This window comes from Candidatus Zixiibacteriota bacterium (assembly GCA_029860345.1).
GTDB lineage: Bacteria > Zixibacteria > MSB-5A5 > GN15 > FEB-12 > JAJRTA01.
Window position 1 is genome coordinate 158,552 of record JAOUBJ010000005.1, and the last position, 17,076, is coordinate 175,627.

Below are 17,076 nucleotides of genomic sequence, written 5' to 3' on the forward strand. Positions count from 1 at the left end.
GCACCAGGTCGTACACCAGGTATGTTAACAACAGATGGAGAGGAGCCCAGATGTTATTTCGAGTGGTGAGACTCGTCAGGCCGGATGAGTGACGCGATTAAGTTCGTCGCGCACGGCCGCAGCCAGACGACGACGGGTCAGCGGCTTTTTCACAAAGGCGCCGGCGCCCATCTTTAGGGCGGCCGCGACCCGGTCGCTCTCGGCAAAACCAGAGACAATGATTGCCCGCTGTTCGGGGTTAACCAATTGTGTTTGTCGGAACGTCTCAGCGCCGTCGATCCCCGGAGGCATTATCATGTCCAGAATCAGCAGGTCGTATGCATGATCCTTGAGCACCTTCAGCGCTTCTTCACCGCTTTCGACGGCCGTGGTATGGTAACCGAGGCTGCCGAGCAACTTGATACTAACATCACGCTGTACTTTGTCATCGTCAACGATCAGAATCGACTCTCTGCCGCCGACAATCTCGTGGTGCAACTGAGTGCCAACGGTATCCCGTGTGACCGGAAAATACAAGAAGAAGCTGGTTCCTTTGCCCATGTTGCTGATCAGGTCGATGTGTCCATCGTGGTCCTTGATGACAGCGTCGACCACACTGATACCCAGTCCGGACCCTCGTTTTTTGTCCGCTGTCTTGGTTGTAAAGAACGGCTCGAATATCTTCTGCCTGATTTCATCCGGAATCCCGCAACCGGCGTCGGTGATGGTCAGCTTGACGTACTCTCCCTGCGGTACTCGGGCGTAGTTGATCCACATTTCGTCGACGTAAAAATTCTCTGTCCTGAGAGTGATCTGGCCGATGTCCTGCATTGCCTCGCGGGCGTTGACCAGAAGGTTGGAGATAGCTCGGAACACCTGCGATCGACCTCCCTTGATGTTCATGAGGTCTTCCGCCAAGTCGGAAACCAGCACCAAGGTCGATGGCGGAGACTCTATCTGCCTGACCGCCTGCGAAACCACATCGTTGAGATTCATCACTTCCTGGTTGTAATGACCACGTCGACCCAGGGTCAGCAGTTGTTGATTGATGTCGGCGATCTGTCGAGATGCGTTTTCGATGTCGTCCAGGTATTTTAGAGCGGAATGATCGGTGCCGAGTTCCTCACGAATAAATTCAGGGTAGGCCATCAACGGCGCCAGCAAGTTGTTGAAATCGTGAGCCACCTGGCCGGCGATCTGTCCAGCTGTTTCCAGTCGTTGAGCGCGCGACTCAAGTTCTTGCAGACGCTTGGTCTCGGTGATGTCTGAACAGAAGGCCATGTACAGCCCTTCGGAAAGTGCAACGGCATCCAAAGACACCGAGACCAGTGAACCGTCCTTTTTACGGAATCTGCTTTCCGAACTGGTCCGTCCGGATTCCTTTAGGTTTTCAAAGCGTGCCCTGGCTTCATTGCTTAGCTTGGGATCGACTAAGTCGGTGATTGACATGTTGGTCAGTTCTTCTATTGAGTAACCGGTCAGCCGGAAGGCAGCTTCGTTGACATCGACATATCGACCCTGGGGATCGGCGATAAAAACAGCGTCGGGCGCGTGGCTGATATATGTGCGGAATCTCTCTTCGCTGGCTCGCAGTGCTTCGTTGGCCAATCGCTGCTCGGTTATATCCTCAGCCGAGGCGAGTGTTCCGGTTATCTGCCCGTTCTTGTCTCGCAGTACAGAATTGTGCCAGGAAACCAGACGCTCCCGGCCCGACTTGGTGAGGATGGGATTCTCATAGTACTCAACCGGATCGATATGCCCTGACATAAGTTGGTCAAAAACCGCTCTCGTTGGTAATCTGTGTTCTTCGGGGAGGAAGTTTTCAAACCAGTCTTTCCCTTCGATTTCATCCTTGGCATAACCGAGAATCTCACACCCGGCTCGGTTGATCATCGTCACCTGGCCATCGGTATCCAGCGCCACAAGAATAGAGCCGGCAATGTCCAGATACTTCTGGGCGCGATCACGTTCAACTCTTACATTCTCTTCGGCTTGTTTGCGTTCGGTAATATCCTGGATCGTGCCAATCATTCTTATGGCGTTGCCTTCGGAATCAAACTCCAGTTTTCCCATGCCGTGGACCCAACGGACTTTGCCATCGTTCCGGCGTACAATGCGATACTGTCGATCAAAAGAGTTGTGTTTATTGAGAACTTCTTCTGTGAGGTACGAAAGCAACTCTTCTCGGTAGTCGGGATGTACAATCTGTAACCAGCCGTCGATGTCCTTTTTGTAGTCGGCCTCGATACCGAAAACAGTGTTCAAAACATCAGAGCTGGTCCATTTACCCTGGGCAACATCAAGATCGTAGGAGCCTAGTGAAGCCACCTGTTGCGACTCTCGGAGAGTGTAGTCTCTTTCGATCAAGGCTCGATCGGCCCGAACTCGCTCGATTTCTGCAGCAGCGCGGGCTCCGAGAATAGTCAGCAGATTCCTGGCTGTATCCTGCAGCTCGTTCGAGAACGGCTTGGTGTCCATCACAACCAAAATGCCCAAAGCACTGCCGGTCGAACTGAAGAGAGGAGTTCCCATGTAGCTCTCAGCGCCAAGCTTCACCAGGTCCACATCGTCGGGGAACAGAGCCTGGATATCACGAGGGTAGACGCAGGCTTGCTTACCTGAAACGTTCTCGCAGGGGGTCCCGGTCAGGTCGTAAACCATATTTTCAACAATGTTGTCACCGGCACAGATGGCCAGAGTTTGCACCTGCTCTTTGTGGCCCGGCAACAACTCGCCGATAAGCGCGTACTGCATGCCCAGAGCTTGAGACAAGAATTGGACCAGTGATTGAAAAAACTCTTCACCGGTCTTGGCCGAGGTTCCTTCGACGGCCAGTCGCAACATGTGTTCGGCCCGCTTTCTCTGGGTGATATCACTGGTGAGAACCACCACACTGTCCACATCTCCCTGCTCGTCCATCACAGCATAGAAGTGTTGCGAAATCCACAGATGTCGCCCTTTACGTGACTTCTTGATTTCCAGTTCCGGTATGAAGAGGTAGCCACCGTCATGGTAGATCTTTTCTACTTTCGGCCGCCAATCACCAAGGTAATCGTCACGGTGATCGAACCTCAATGACTGGCGTTCCCGAGTTTCGTAGTCGGCCATGTCGTCTTCGCGGACCTTCCAGATCTCTCGCCAGGCTTCATTGTACGTAAGCAATTGACCGGTGCGGCTGCGCACAGAAATGCCGACCGGTGAGTGGTCGATGACGGCGCGGCTGAGTTCTTCACTCTCTCTCAAGGCCGCCTCGGCCCGAGTGCGTTCGGTGATGTCGTAGGCCGTGCCCTGGGTACCGATGATATTTCTGTCACTATCGTAGAGAGGCAAAGCGTTGAATACCAGATGAACGTCCTGGCCAGACTTGGAAAGGTGCGAGGTCTCATAGCCCTTCATGGAACCACCGGCGAGATGGCGTGCGAATTCTTTAGTGTCGCGCTCGTGAATTTCCGGGCGCTGAAAGTCGCCGAATGGACGGCCCATCATTTCCTTGGTCGTGTATCCCAGCGTCTGTTCCCACGCCTGATTGAGATAGGTGAACTTGCCCTCGGCATCGCATTTCCAGATCAGGTGCTGTGAAGTTTCGACAAGTTTGCGGTATTTCTGTTCACTCTCCTCGATTGCTTGCCGCGCCTGTTTTCGTTCGGTAACGTCTCGTACCATCGCCTGCAGGTAGTTGCCACCGGCCAGGTCGAGCCGATTGACCGTCACCTCGGCGTCAAAAGCGGTTCCATCATGTTGACAATGCACCCATTCAAACCGCAGCGACTCTCCGGCCATTGCCGCCACAGCGATCTCGCCCACCCGCTTTTCGGAATCGGTACCGTCAGGCTGGGTCGGAGGCGAAAAGTTGATCGGCGACTTCCCGATCATTTGCTCCCGGGTACAGCCGAAGATCTCCAGTGTTTTTGGGTTGCAGTCAATGAACCGCGGTCCTTCGTCGGTTACTTGTATGATGAAAATAGCATCACCGGCCGCTTCGAATAGGGTGCGGTGTCTGGATTCGCTTTCGCGTAGCGCCTCCTCGGCCCGTTTGCGTTCGGTGATTACTTCGGTGTAGACTATGATTCCGCCGACTGAGCCATCAGCCTCATACCACGGGCGGCATTCCCAACGAGTCCAGTCTACCGTGCCGTCCTCCCGGTAATAAGGATCGTCTTCTGCGCTTGATATCTCCCCGGCTAACGCCTTTTGGTGCACATCTCTCCATTTCCGGGGAAGGTCCGGGAAGACCTCATAGTGATGCTTGCCTATGACATCACGCTCCTGAACCTTGTATTCGTCAAGATAACGTTGACTGACATAGATGTACTTTAGGTCTTTGTCGTGGACGGCAACGCAGCTTCGGTTGTGCTCGATTATGTAGCTCATCAAGTCATGGGAGTGTTTAAGCGTCTCCGCCGCCCGCTTGCGTTCGGTGACATCTTCGAAGATACAATGTGTCTGTTTGAACGTACCGTCGTCGTTATAGCCGACTCTTCCAACAAATGAGGCGATAATGCGGCTACCGTCTTTCTTCATCATAGTATGTTCGACGCCATCTATGGAACCAGCGTCTATGAACATGGGGAAACATCGTTCAAAAACATCCTTGAAACCGGGATCAATAAACTCGGCGAAGCTTCGGCCGATCACTTCCTCGCGACTGTAGCCCAGCGTCCGGCACCAGGTGTCGTTGACTTCGAGAAAACTGCCGTTTTCATCAAGCGACTGGTAACCCAGGGGAGCCAGTTGAAAGAGTTTTCTGAACCGGTCCTCGCTTTGAGCCAGAGCCTCCTCGGCCTGCTTGCGCGCGGTGATGTCGATCATGGTACCGAGGAGATTGGTCGGTTTTCCGCTTGAGTCACAAACCAACTCCGCCTGAGCATGGACCCAAATCACTTTACCGTCAGGACGCAGCATGCGATGGTCATTGTCGTATGGCTTGACACCGCGGATAGCCAAATCCAGTTGCTCTTTAACCCACTCCTGATCGTCCGGATGTGCAAATCTGACAGTCGCTTCTAAACTACCATCGTATTCACCGGGATCGACCCCAAGCAGGCGATACATCTCATCGGACCAAAGCACCTCATTTGTCTGGAGATTCCAGTCCAAAAGACCCATGCCTGCGACGTGCTGTGCTTTAAGCAGCCCGTCGGTACTCTTTTGTAGAGCTTCTTCCGCTCGCTTGCGCTCTGTGATGTCCGTGAAAGTAGTATAAACCTGAGTCGGGCTGTCATCTCCAGCTGTAAACTGTGGCACGGCGTTAACGAGTATCCAACGATATGTTTCAGTATCGGGATTGAAGACGCCCATGATCACATCATTCACCACCTTGCCGGTTTTGAGTGCAATCATGGAAGGATGTGTTTCCCCCGGAAAATCGGACCCATCTTCGTGAACAGCTTTCCAGCGTGGGTCAATGGATGTTCGACCTTGCATTTGATCCACTGTCAAACCCAGGATCCGCTCAGCGGCCGGATTAGCAGAGACGATTTCCCCGGCTGCATTCTGGTAGACCACTCCTTGTTCCATTGTCTTGAACAAGACGCGGTACTTTTCTTCACTCTCCCGTAGCGCCTCCTCGGCCAGCCTGCGCTCGGTGATATCGCGACTAATAGCTACGAAAAAGGGCCGACTATTGAGATGTACGTAATGCGAGTTGACTTCGACGGGGACTTGGTTTCCATCCTTGTGGAGATTTGTGCGTTCAAAAAGCGAGTGCCCATTCTCAGTCATTTCTCTCGTAAACCTGGCGTTGTCGGCGGGCACAGTTGGGTCGCGCAGGTCGACCGGTCTCATCTGGAGTAGTTCATCACGGGAGTAACCCCACATCCGACAAGCAATATCATTCACTTCAACGAAGTTGCCGGGGGAACCGATATCGTCGGCCTTGGCTACTGTAATTGCATCCTGGCCGGCGTTGAAAAGCGCCCGATATTTGTCTTCGCTCTCCAGCAATGCCTCCACGACCCTCTCTTGTTCAGCCGACAACCGCAGATTGACCACTGTTGTGGCAGCCAGATCGGCAAAGAACTCCAGATACCGAAAGGTCTGCTCACTTGGCCGCTGGCCGTCGGTCGGGTCGTCCATGGAAATCACCCCGATCACCGCACTATCGGGGCCGTACATTGGGACATAAGCCTCATCACATGAGTTCCACGTATCTCCGACTTGCTGGTGGCGACTGGATAGTCTGATGGGATCAGACAGACTAAGCTCGCTCCGCCTTTCCGCGGGAATGAAATACGATTTGCTTACACGGAAATCGGCTCGCTCCGAACCGTAGATTGAAGATCGCTCTTGTGGGCTGAGAAGTCCGGACTGCAGGATTTCGATATCCTGTTCGCTCAGCCCCACAAAGGTGGCGTCGACAATCTCCCAATCCTTGAACAAGTATACTGCTACAGATGCCCAACCGGAATCGTGAACCGCGGGGGCTACAACATCGAGCACCTGTCGTTCGGTGGTTGCCGCCTGGACCTGGTTGGTTGCTCTGAGGAGGGTGGCAAGCTTCATTCGTGTTCTTTCGGCAACACTTGACGACTTCTCTGGTTGAGACTCAGTTGGCCTATGTCCGGTGACATCGGCCATTGTAAGGATCAACGCCGTTACGTGTCCGCCCTCATCCCGGACCGGCGCCAATCTCCAGTCAAACCAACTGACGCCACGTTCTTTGTTCTTCTCGTATTCAAACGGCTTGGCCTCAACATGATAAGGTCGGCCGGTCTCAATTACCTTTTGGAATATCCGGAGGTTTTCTTCGTTGGGGTACAGATCAAAGTGGTTCTTGCCGGGATAGAAAGAAGGGTCCTGCCCATGAGCCTCGGCGTAGGCGCGATTCACCCGGACAAAATCAAACTGCGGATCGAGGTAGGCCACGAGTATCGGCGAATCATCGAGCAACGCCTTCAACAGGTTTTGATTATCCACTGATGTGATTTCGCGATTGCCGGAACTCAATTGGACCCTCTTCCCCAACCCGGGCTAAAACAAGACACTTCCGAATAATACGAAACTAAACTCCAACGCACGAATGGTCACTCAGGCGGCGCTTGAAGCCCGGATTCAACCACCACACAAACATGATTTAATTCCGAAACACCTGCAGCCTGCGTGACTCTTGGTCCGGAGATGCTATCCAACAGATGCTTAAGTTATTTATCGGCTCTTTGGCTGTCGATGTCAAGCGTTAAACCTGATTTTCCTTGGTCAACCGCTCATGCCTCAGTATATTACCACAGAATACGGCTGCCCGAAGGTGGCCGAGACAGCGAGATCGAAAAAGTGAATCCAACCGCTATTCGGTCTCCCCATTGGACTGGGCTCTCCCTCACCTTTTGCGTGCCCTCGTCTTCCCGTCGTACCAACATGTTGAAAGGTTCGTTATGTTCAAGACCGTAATCACTCTGACCCTCCTGATGGCGCCACTTCACTCACACACAATTGCCCAAGACCTTTACAAAGTAACCATCGACAGCCGAAGCGCGGCTGATCGGCTGGAAAGCTGCCAGGCGGACGTCGTGCTGAGAGTCGAAAACGGATACCTGGTGCTCGTGGATAGCAAGGGCATTGAAAGGCTGACCCAGAGCGGGTTGAGGTGCGAAGAGATTGCGACCGATGTAGACCGCGGTGAAATCGCGCTGGACACTCGGCTGGACTTGGCCAACCGCGGACGTTATCCAATGTTGTTCGAAGAAGGCCAGGTGCGTTTGTATCGTGCCGATCCATTGGTACCATCGCGTCTGGGAAAAACAACGGGGCTGGCCGGGTTGCCGACAGGTGGGTTGCGCATCGTTTACAGGGAGAGCCAACCTCTCAACATGGGACGACTGAGCCAAGTGATGGACCTGAACGCGCTGATCGGGCTGGTGGAGCAGGATTCGCTTGAGTCGTACTCGGCCCAACTGGAGACATTCTGGTGGCGTGTCACCGGTACCAGCGGCAACTATATCAGCCGGAATTGGATTATCGACAAATTGTCCGAGTTCGGCTATGACTCCGTCGGTATCGACAGCTTCACCACCGAGATTTACGGACGGATAAAAAAGGTATACAACGTCGTGGCCGTCAAAGAGGGAGCCGAGTATCCTCTGCATGAGATAATTGTAGGAGCCCATCGTGATGCCGTACCGGACTCCCCCGGCGCCGACGACAATGGTTCCGGCACGGTGGCCACTCTGGAGATAGCCCGTATCCTTTCGACCATCGATACTCGCTCCACTTTCAAGTTTATTCTGTTCGATGGCGAAGAGCAAGGTCTCCACGGCTCCTGGCACTACGCCAACAAGGCAGCTATGGCGGGCGATAGTATCATCTTCATGCTGAACATGGATATGATAGCAGAACTGACCAACACCAACCAAGCCTACATATACCGCGGAGGCGACGACATCTATGCTCCCCTGTGGGCAACTCTGGCCGACTCGCTTGACGGTATCAACATCACGGCCATCCTGCGCGGAATGAGTGGCGGTTCAGACCACTATCCGTTCTATTCGAATGGCTTCGACGCCATCTTTGCCCATGAGCGGTATTTTTCGCAAGTCTACCACACCTATCGAGACAGTATCGGCTACATGAATTTCGATTACTTCACACGCATGACCAAAGCCTGTTTGGCGACGGCCTATGCCGTCGACGCTGCTTACGTTGCTCAGCCGATGGTACTGTTTGAGTACGATGCGGATGAACTGCCTATCATATATCCGGGGATGGATACGACGGCGCAGGTTTCAATTACCGCTTACGCGGGCGAAACACTTTTGCCGGGCACGACCCAGATGCATTACTCAGTGGATGGAGGCTCATTCGTTGCCACGCCGCTTGATGACCTCGGTGATGGTCTGTACTCGGCAACGATTCCGGCCCAAGTTTGCCTGGCCACGGTAGAGTATTACTTCAGCGGCGAGGGCGCGGCCAGCGGCATGACCTACTACCCGGACACGAACTCACCCTATCTGGTCGTGGCGGCTACCGGTGCCACCACCAGGTTCACCGATAATCTCGAGACCGACCAGGGCTGGACCGTCAACGGCAACGCATCCCATGGCGCCTGGGAACGGGCGGAGGTCGATGGCGGCGCCTACGGCGCTCCGCCTCGGGATCACGACGGTTCCGGCATGTGCTACCAGACGGGGGAAAGCTACGGAGAGGATGTCGACGGCGGCCTTACCAACGTATTCTCACCGGTGGTCCTGCTTGGCGGCGGCAGTCCTCTGATCGAGTATGCGCTTTGGTATTCCAACTCCACCGGTGCTGCTCCCCACGAAGATGTTCTTAAAACCTATTACTCTGAAAACGGGGGGGCCAATTGGGTGCAGATGGAAGAACTCGGCCCGGTGGACGATGCCGACGGCGGTTGGAAAATGCACCGAATTTGGCTGGATCAGTTTGCGCCCGCAGCTACATCGGTGTCAATCCGATTCAACGCTTCGGACTATGGCGATGATTCACAGGTGGAAGCGGCGGTCGATGCCGTTCGGGTTGTTGAATACTCGTGCGATCCGCTTATTCTAACGGAGCAACTTCCCGACTGGACGGTCGGTATGCCCTACCTGGCGCAGTTGATAACGGTCGGCGGCGAGGGAAACGTGACCTACAGTGATCTGAACAACGACTTGAACGGAACCGGATTGAGCCTGGACCCCTCCGGCCTTCTTTCGGGCGCCGCGCTCAGCCACGGCGACCTGGGATTCACGGCCGTGGCCACCGACACGATCGGGCAGGACGATGCAAGACTATTCGGTATTACTATCAACGTAGCGCCGGACATCGCCAACCTGAACCTGGATGATGCCTTCGCGGGCGTGGCCTACGGATTTCAACTGGTATCTACCGGGGGGACAGGTCAACTGTCCTGGACTGACCCGAGCAACGATCTGAGTGGGACCGGTCTGACTCTGAGTGTCGACGGCCTGCTGTCCGGCACGCCGGTGGACACCGGTACGATTTTATTCACAGCCCAACTTGAAGACATTGCCGGCGCAACCGACCAACAGCTCCTTAGCCTTTTGGTTCGCGTCTGGTTTATTTGCGGTGATATCGATCACAGCGGCGGTCTGCCGGACATTTCGGATTTGGTTTACCTGGTAGACTATATGTTTACCGACGGACCGCCACCGGCGGTGATGGAATCAGCCGACGTCAACAACTCCGGCGGCGATATCGACATTGCCGATCTGGTGTATCTTGTAGACTTCATGTTCACCGACGGTCCACCACCGGTCTGCCCGTGAACAAGCTACCCCAATGATTACATCTGCAGCGTCCCGGCCATGCGATAATGCCAGCGAATCCGGTCGCCTTCCTTGGTGGTGTACTTGTCGCAGGCTACCGCACCCATCTCGCCGTTGACCGAGTACATCCAGAAATATCCGCCCTCATTGGGGACGTCGTCGATCCTGGTGACATAGGCGCCCTGAAGCGAGGACATGTACTTGACATCGTACTGCTGCAACAGGACATCGAGCACCGTCATAGAATCCACACCGACCATCTCGTAAATCAGGCTGTCGGATGGGTCGGCCAAATCTATCTGCTTGACCGGTTCGTTGTCGGTTACTTCGATGTCCTCCTCTTTCTGGCTACAGGACACAATGAGGATCAACGCCGTCAAGGTGGTAACAATGCTCACGAATCGATAGTATGATTTCATGCTGGCCTCACGATATGCTCATGGTTTTATTCTGCATCATCTGTAGGTACGCAAAAGTGGGAGACAAATCAAGAAAAGGGGCGCATCCGGTACCGATCGTGTCCAAAATTAAACTTGAATAGACCAAGGCTGTTTTGGTATTCTTGTCAGAGAGGATAGATTTCATGGACTACGGACGCATCATCGGTGATTCATTCCGAATAGCCTGGCAACACAAATCGCTATGGGTATTTGGCCTCTTCGCCGGCACCGTCGGCTCCGGTCTCAGTTTTGATCCAAGCGCTCGGGATTTCTTCCTGAGGGGGAGCGAATGGCGAGAATCCGTCGAGTCGGCCGGTTCGTTGATTGGCATGGAATTGGTTTTCGCATGGATAATGATAGTGTTCGTCATCGGCCTGATTCTAATGGCCATGCACTTGGTTTGTCTGCCCGCTCTGATTGACAGCGTAAATAAAATAGTACGAGGTGGCCTCTTCCAACTGAGCAGTTCCTTTTCCGTGGGGCTGGACTTCTTCTGGCGTTTTCTGGGACTGGCGTTGATCTCCATCACGATAGGGTTGATAGGATTCGGACTCAGCGTGATGGTTGGATTAGCAATGCCCGACGTCGATACAGCAATACTGGCTATTGCCGCGCTGTTGTTTCTGCCCGTGGTGCTGTTCGTTAGTTTCCTCCTCAGTAGCATCTTCGCGCTGGCCCAACGCGCTATGGTGGTGCGAAACGTCGGCATCGCCGACGGCTTGCATGAAGGCTTCGAACTGCTCAGGCAAAACCTCGGCAGGAGTCTCTTGGTTTTCCTGATCTATATAGGTCTTTCCATCGGAATGGCCTTCGGCCTCGTGGTGATCCTGCTAATCATCGCAATTCCGGCGATCCTGGTGGTAGTGATTGCAGAAGATGCCTGGGTCTTGATGGTTATCCTCGGTTTCCTTTTCGGGTTACCACTGTTGATGGCCATGATAGCCTTTATCTCCACAGCGCTGCAAAACCTGTACACGCTTTTTTACTTCGAATTGGTGGAACCGAGAGGACAAGTCCCCCCCGGCTCAGCTACCCCGGCGGCCCCGATAGCATAGTTTTCCTTGCCTTGGAGGGCCCCAACAGGTTATTGTCTGGTATGAAACGGTTCCTGATCTATACTGTCCTGACGGCGTCGCTGATTGTGTCGGCCTCGGCCCAGGATGCTTTCTATTCAATCTTCAGCTTCAACGGCTTCACGCCCAAGGTAAGTTTCAATGACCGCTCGACGGCTTTGCAGCACTCTCTTTTTCCAAAACTGTACGACACCCGGTCGGTTCGCACCGACATGCGTTGGCTGGCCGACAACGACAGCCTGTTGACGGCTTTTTGGCAGAACAAAGGGGACTCCGTTCTGCACATCCTGAGAGAACTGTCCGGCATCGAGTGGTACGAGTCGGAGTTTGATATCTACCTGGTCAGGTTCTACCCCACCCTGGGTGCATCCGATCCGTGCATCATTCCGATGGGCGGGATGGGGGACGGGACATCGTTCGAGGTGGCGCCCGATGGTAATCGGCTCATCTTGAATCTGCTGTTTCAGTTATCACGGCGGATGCTGGCCCAGGCGGTGCAGCCGGAGGACTCGGTGGTGCTCGGTATTGCCTACCATCCCCTGATGCAGCCGGGACCATACCGGCAGGACAACCTGGCCATGCTGCTGGCTATTACCGCTGCTCACTCCGTTATGGGTTATGATTCGACAATGGATGCCTGGGCGTCGGCCTTTTGGAAATATCATACGCCGGGCCGCAAGATTCTTGAAAAATACCTGTACAACCAATGGATCCTCAGCCCTGATCGTCCCCTGGCCGATTGGATCGCTTCCGAATCGTACAGTTCGCCCTTGGTTCGATTGACCCGTCCGCCCAAACCGGTACGGCCGGGCTTCGGCGCCAAGCAGCAGCCGCTGGTCGACGGTTTGCCGTTCAAGGGGGAGCTTGGTTTCTCGGTCAAGTTTGACGAGTCCGACCGCATGGTGGTGAATCAGATAGATGTCAACCGGTTGGCTTTCGCCAATGGTCTCCGGGAGGGTGATCGGTTGCATAGGGTGGATGGTCGTCGAGCGAAGAGTCACCGGGAACTGGTCGAACGATTGTTGGCCGGTCTTGATGCCGGCGGGACACTGCTTGAGATTGTCCGTGACGGAAAGACCGAGACACTTCTGATGCAGCCATTGAAACCGCTCGACGAGACCGACTACTATTATCTGGACGCCTACGACGATTACGACATCGACACCACCGGCACCGCCCCCGACCCGGATGAGGATGAACAGTAGGGGGCGTTGCTCCTTAATGAATTTCCTTGAAACCGGCTAGCCCTTATCCACCCGCCGCTGCGCTTCCATCTCCAATGTGGTGCGGGTGTAGTCGAAAGTGTCGAGCAGGCGTTGATGATCGGCTGGGGCGGCATCAACCAAATCCTGCGGGAAGCGATTCAACAACTGGACGAATCCGGTCATCGAGTAAACGAAAAGAGCCAGGTCGCTGACAGACGTGAAGGGTCGCGTGACGGCGTGGACGATCTTAGGTAGCACCATAGGTATCTTCCGGTATCTAATCTGTCTGCCGACGACACGACTGATCCGTTGGGCGGCCTGCTCAAATGACACAGCATCTGGACCGGCCATACGAAAACGCAGCCCCGACAAGTCCCGCCGTTCAACAGCCTGGGCGGCAATCTCGCCCATGTCAACAGGCGATATGCACGGCAGCGCCGGCGGCCCACCACCGGGCACCATCATGCTACTCCCGCGAATCATGCGGAAAAACATCTCCATCGAAGGTGGCGCTCCAAGGACGGTCCAATTGAAATTCGAATAGGTCAGCGCCTGTTCGACATCGAGCTTGATCTGGGCGATCTCTTTTCTGAGTGCGAAATCGAATCCACCGGGCATGTCTAACCTTATGTCATAGATGGAGACATAGATCACGCGTGCAACGCCCATTCGCTCAGCCTGGGCGATAACCTGAAGTACCGCGTCTCGTTCGATCATGCGCATGCTTCGAATCGACTTGGGGCTGAAGGCAGAGACGCTAATGACTACCGCACGCACACCATCCAGGGCCTGGCTGATCGAAGTCTTCGATACAATATCCCCTTCCACGATCTCAGGTGATTCACCGAGTAACTTCCGAGCATTACTGGCGCTTCGGCTTAGAACTCTCACCAAGGCGCCCCTGGCCAGGAGATTCCGGACAATGTAGCGGCCATAATGGCCGGTTCCGCCCAGAACGATGATTGGTTTTCTCTCGGTGTCGTTCAATTAATGCCTCGCTTCAAAACAGGAAAGGGATGAACATCCGGGTTCGCTTCATGTAGTCCTGATAGGCAGCACCGAAAAAGCGAATGTTTTCGGCTTCTTCCATCCTTGCGGTCATTACCAAAAAGTAACTCGCCACCATCGCCAAGACAATGCCCGGCAGAGAAGGCTGTTTGAAGAAGATACCCCAGGTCAAGAATAGCAATGAACTATAGATCGGATGACGCACATATCGAAAGGCGCCGCCTGTCACCAACACGGTTGTCTTTTCAATTCCTATCAACGATGAATCCTCTCGCTCACTACTGGGCTTCCCCATCCGACGTAATGAATGAACGCCGTGAATGAACCAGTAGGTGCAGATAGTAAGAAGAAGCCACGAGATCAACTGGTGGATACTAAAGGGATCATCAAACCAATTGTCAGTTCTTAGCAGCGCCTGAGCCAGGATCAGTTCCCAGGCAAAAAAGCGATAGAAGCCGTGGGAGCGCCTATCGCGCAGGCTTGATCGGGACAGCCAGAAAAGTCCGACCGACACGACGATGAAGACGGCTTCTTTGTACTGAAACAGCATCTGTTCTTCTCAGCGGGGTTGTTAGCTTTAGCTGTGGTGTCATCGTCCGAAGATGCAACTAACACCTTCGTGGCTCCCCTGTCCAGTAGAAATCTACCACCGACCAACAGCGCCATTTCGCCCCAACCCTCCCCATAAAAAAACCCCCGCCGGCTAAGCAGGGGTCTGGTCTAACAAAACTGGCTGGTAAACAACCAAGTTCTGAGACAGGTACCATGCAACCTTTGTGCCGGTTGGTGGCCCCAAGATGGCCTTCCCGATTAAAGCTCCTGCCGGCAGCACGTTTCGCGGTGATGATTCATACCGGCAGACTCTCAAACAGTCTCCAACAGGCGATTCCTGTAGGTGGACCGTTGACGCCTGTGCAGTCGGGTGCAGGGTCGGAGACCGTCCAGATGCAACCTGGTTCGGTCATTGAGCAATAACGTGCTTACATCCGGGCCAAAAGAGAGATTCCGGGCCTGGTGTAGAGCCTGTCTGGTGCCTGTTCGTTCACCCTTCGACTACGCTCAGGGTGACAGGGCCAGCTGCTCTCTGGGTGGCCTGGTCAGGCCGAGACAGGCGTATCGACGCAGATATCGGCCAAAGGGAAGGTAGTGGTGATTGATGTGCCCTGAGACAGGGCTGACTCTATAGACAACTTGCCGCCGTGATTCTCTATGATTCGCTTGCAAACAAGCAGACCAAAGCCGTGGCCGTCCTTTTTGGTAGTGAACTTTTCAGCAAAAGCCTTCTCCAACAGGGCCGGCTCCATACCGGCCCCTGAGTCACTGATGGTCATGGCAAACATTCCATGGGCGCGGTCGATGGTGATACCCACGTTAATCTCGCGTCGGGCGCATTCGATAGTTGCATCGGCGGCGTTGTTGAACAGGTTGTACAGCAACTGCTGGATATGGGTGGCATCGGCTTCAAACAGAATCGGATCTTTCAGAGCTGCAATGTTGAGAGACACGCCGGCAAACCGCTTTTGTGGTTTGAGATAGTCGACCACCTCCATCAGAAGCTGATCGAACCGAATGGCTTCCTTCTTCGAAGCGATCGGCGTCAGGTCCATCAAGTTCCCGGTGAAGGTCTTGATCTTATCGATGTTATCGAGAATCGCATGGAGATACCTGGGGAGTTCGTCGTAGTTCTGCTTTTTGAGATGGAAATCCAGGAGCGACAGGTTGCCGGTGACGACACCCAGGAAATTGTTCAGCTCGTGGCCGATCTCGGCCGACATCTCACCACGCGTGGCCATTTTCTCAAGCTGAATGGTCTCATCCTGTAGCTCTTTGAGACGTGCGTAGGCATCCTTGGCTTCTTCCAATAGAGTAATATTCTCAAGCGATAAGGCCAACTGGCTGGCGGTGATGGAGAGAAAGGTCAAATCGGTCTCTTTCAATGTATCCGATTCCTGATTTAGACCTATCATAAGCAGCCCATAGTGAGACCCGGCGCGACTCAGCGGCACCGTCACCACACGATGGGTCGGTTCCAGACAGGGCGGAAACAAGTATTCAACCAGGGAGGGGTCGGGACAGGCCAGGTACAAGGGATGTTGATGAATGTCGTTGACATAAAACGGAGCTTCCAACAGTTCCGGATCGATGGCGCTCAGGCAGGCCGTCAGGGGCTGATCGGCCAGCGTGGTTTCTTCGGTCTGGTCATCGACGATGGAGACCCTTCTGCAGTCTGCCCCGAGGCTGTCCCAGTAGAGGGCGACGCCGTGCGTCGAACGGCAGTGGACCATGGCGAATTTCAAAGAAAGAGTGGTAAGCGACTTTCGATCTCCGGCCGTATAAAGCATCTGACTCAGGTCCGAGAGACGTTCAAGCTGGACGCCGCCGTCTTTGTCGGCCGCCAATTGACGAATTTTCAGGACTGCTTTGTCGACCGCCTGTCTGATCTCCTTCAGTTCGAACGGTTTTAGAATATACTCAAAAGCACCCTGCTTGATAGCATCCTTGGCAGAGTTCAGGTCGGCATAGCCGGTGATGAAGATGACCACAACGTCGGGACGAACCTCACGCGCTTTTGCGGCCAACTCGATGCCATTCATGTGCGGCATACGAATATCGGTTATAATCAGATCGACCGGAGTCTCTTCAACCAGTTTCAAGGCGTCAGGACCGTTGGACGCAACCTGGACCAGATGCCCTTCATCCTCCAGCATGTCGCGTACCAGGGAGAGGACGATTTCCTCGTCATCAGCCACGACAACATGGACGGGTTTTTCGTCAGTCTGGGTCATAGCGAAAGTGCTTTTGAGAGAACCTCTTCAACGGTTCGAGTGACCTCTTCCAGATCGAACGGTTTGGTCAGACAACCATAGGCGCCTGCCTCCTGAGCCAGTCGTGCCAGTTCATCGGGCAGGGAGTCGGTCATTATGAAACGTGAGGATGGACGGGCCGCCGTCACCTCGGTAAACACCTGATAACCATTTTTCCGAGGCATGTGTAAGTCACACAGGATAATGTCAAAGTCGCCATCCAGCGCCTGCTCGATACCATACTGACCGTCGACGGCTGAATCGACCTGATGACCTTGCTCACTCAAGTATTCGGTCAAAAGTTCTCTGATAACCTCTGAATCGTCCACAATCAAAATCCGAGCCAT

The 17,076-nt window shown here is 54.1% G+C and carries 9 protein-coding genes; 3 read left to right on the plus strand and 6 right to left on the minus strand.

What is annotated here, in order from left to right:
- Positions 1-75: 75 nt before the first annotated feature.
- Complete coding sequence (locus tag OEV49_07125; GenBank protein ID MDH3890841.1) at positions 76-6,924, minus strand: PAS domain S-box protein; 6,849 nt, start codon at positions 6,922-6,924, stop codon at positions 76-78.
- A gap of 425 nt (positions 6,925-7,349) precedes the next feature.
- On the opposite strand from OEV49_07125, the gene OEV49_07130 reads away from it, so the two are divergent.
- Entirely contained in the window at positions 7,350-10,199 is a 2,850-nt protein-coding gene (locus OEV49_07130) for a M28 family peptidase (GenBank protein ID MDH3890842.1), read from the plus strand.
- 17 nt (positions 10,200-10,216) lie between these two features.
- Here OEV49_07130 and OEV49_07135 read toward each other — a convergent pair whose 3' ends face one another.
- Entirely contained in the window at positions 10,217-10,618 is a 402-nt protein-coding gene (locus OEV49_07135) for a DUF4430 domain-containing protein (GenBank protein MDH3890843.1), read from the minus strand.
- A 164-nt stretch (positions 10,619-10,782) separates the two neighbouring features.
- Between OEV49_07135 and OEV49_07140 the strand changes: the two genes are divergently transcribed.
- Both OEV49_07140 and OEV49_07145 read left to right on the plus strand, forming a co-directional pair.
- A complete protein-coding gene (locus OEV49_07140; GenBank protein MDH3890844.1) occupies positions 10,783-11,694 on the plus strand; it encodes a hypothetical protein in 912 nt (303 codons plus the stop codon).
- 41 nt (positions 11,695-11,735) lie between these two features.
- Positions 11,736-12,917: a PDZ domain-containing protein gene (locus OEV49_07145; GenBank protein ID MDH3890845.1), complete on the plus strand. Its 1,182-nt coding sequence runs from the start codon at positions 11,736-11,738 to the stop codon at positions 12,915-12,917.
- 36 nt (positions 12,918-12,953) lie between these two features.
- Here the strand turns inward: OEV49_07145 and OEV49_07150 are convergent, their stop codons facing one another.
- The 4 genes from OEV49_07150 to OEV49_07165 all read right to left on the minus strand — a co-directional run bounded on the left by OEV49_07150 (position 12,954) and on the right by OEV49_07165 (position 17,076).
- The gene (locus OEV49_07150) at positions 12,954-13,904 is read right to left on the minus strand and encodes an NAD(P)H-binding protein (GenBank protein ID MDH3890846.1); all 951 of its coding nucleotides are present in this window, start codon (positions 13,902-13,904) and stop codon (positions 12,954-12,956) included.
- A 13-nt stretch (positions 13,905-13,917) separates the two neighbouring features.
- Positions 13,918-14,475, minus strand: coding sequence for an isoprenylcysteine carboxylmethyltransferase family protein (locus tag OEV49_07155; GenBank protein MDH3890847.1), 558 nt, complete (start codon positions 14,473-14,475; stop codon positions 13,918-13,920).
- 547 nt (positions 14,476-15,022) lie between these two features.
- Positions 15,023-16,711 carry a response regulator gene (locus OEV49_07160; protein MDH3890848.1) on the minus strand — a complete coding sequence of 563 codons (1,689 nt, stop codon included), beginning with the start codon at positions 16,709-16,711 and terminating at the stop codon, positions 15,023-15,025.
- Entirely contained in the window at positions 16,708-17,076 is a 369-nt protein-coding gene (locus tag OEV49_07165) for a response regulator (protein MDH3890849.1), read from the minus strand. Before OEV49_07165 ends, OEV49_07160 begins: the two co-directional genes overlap by 4 nt.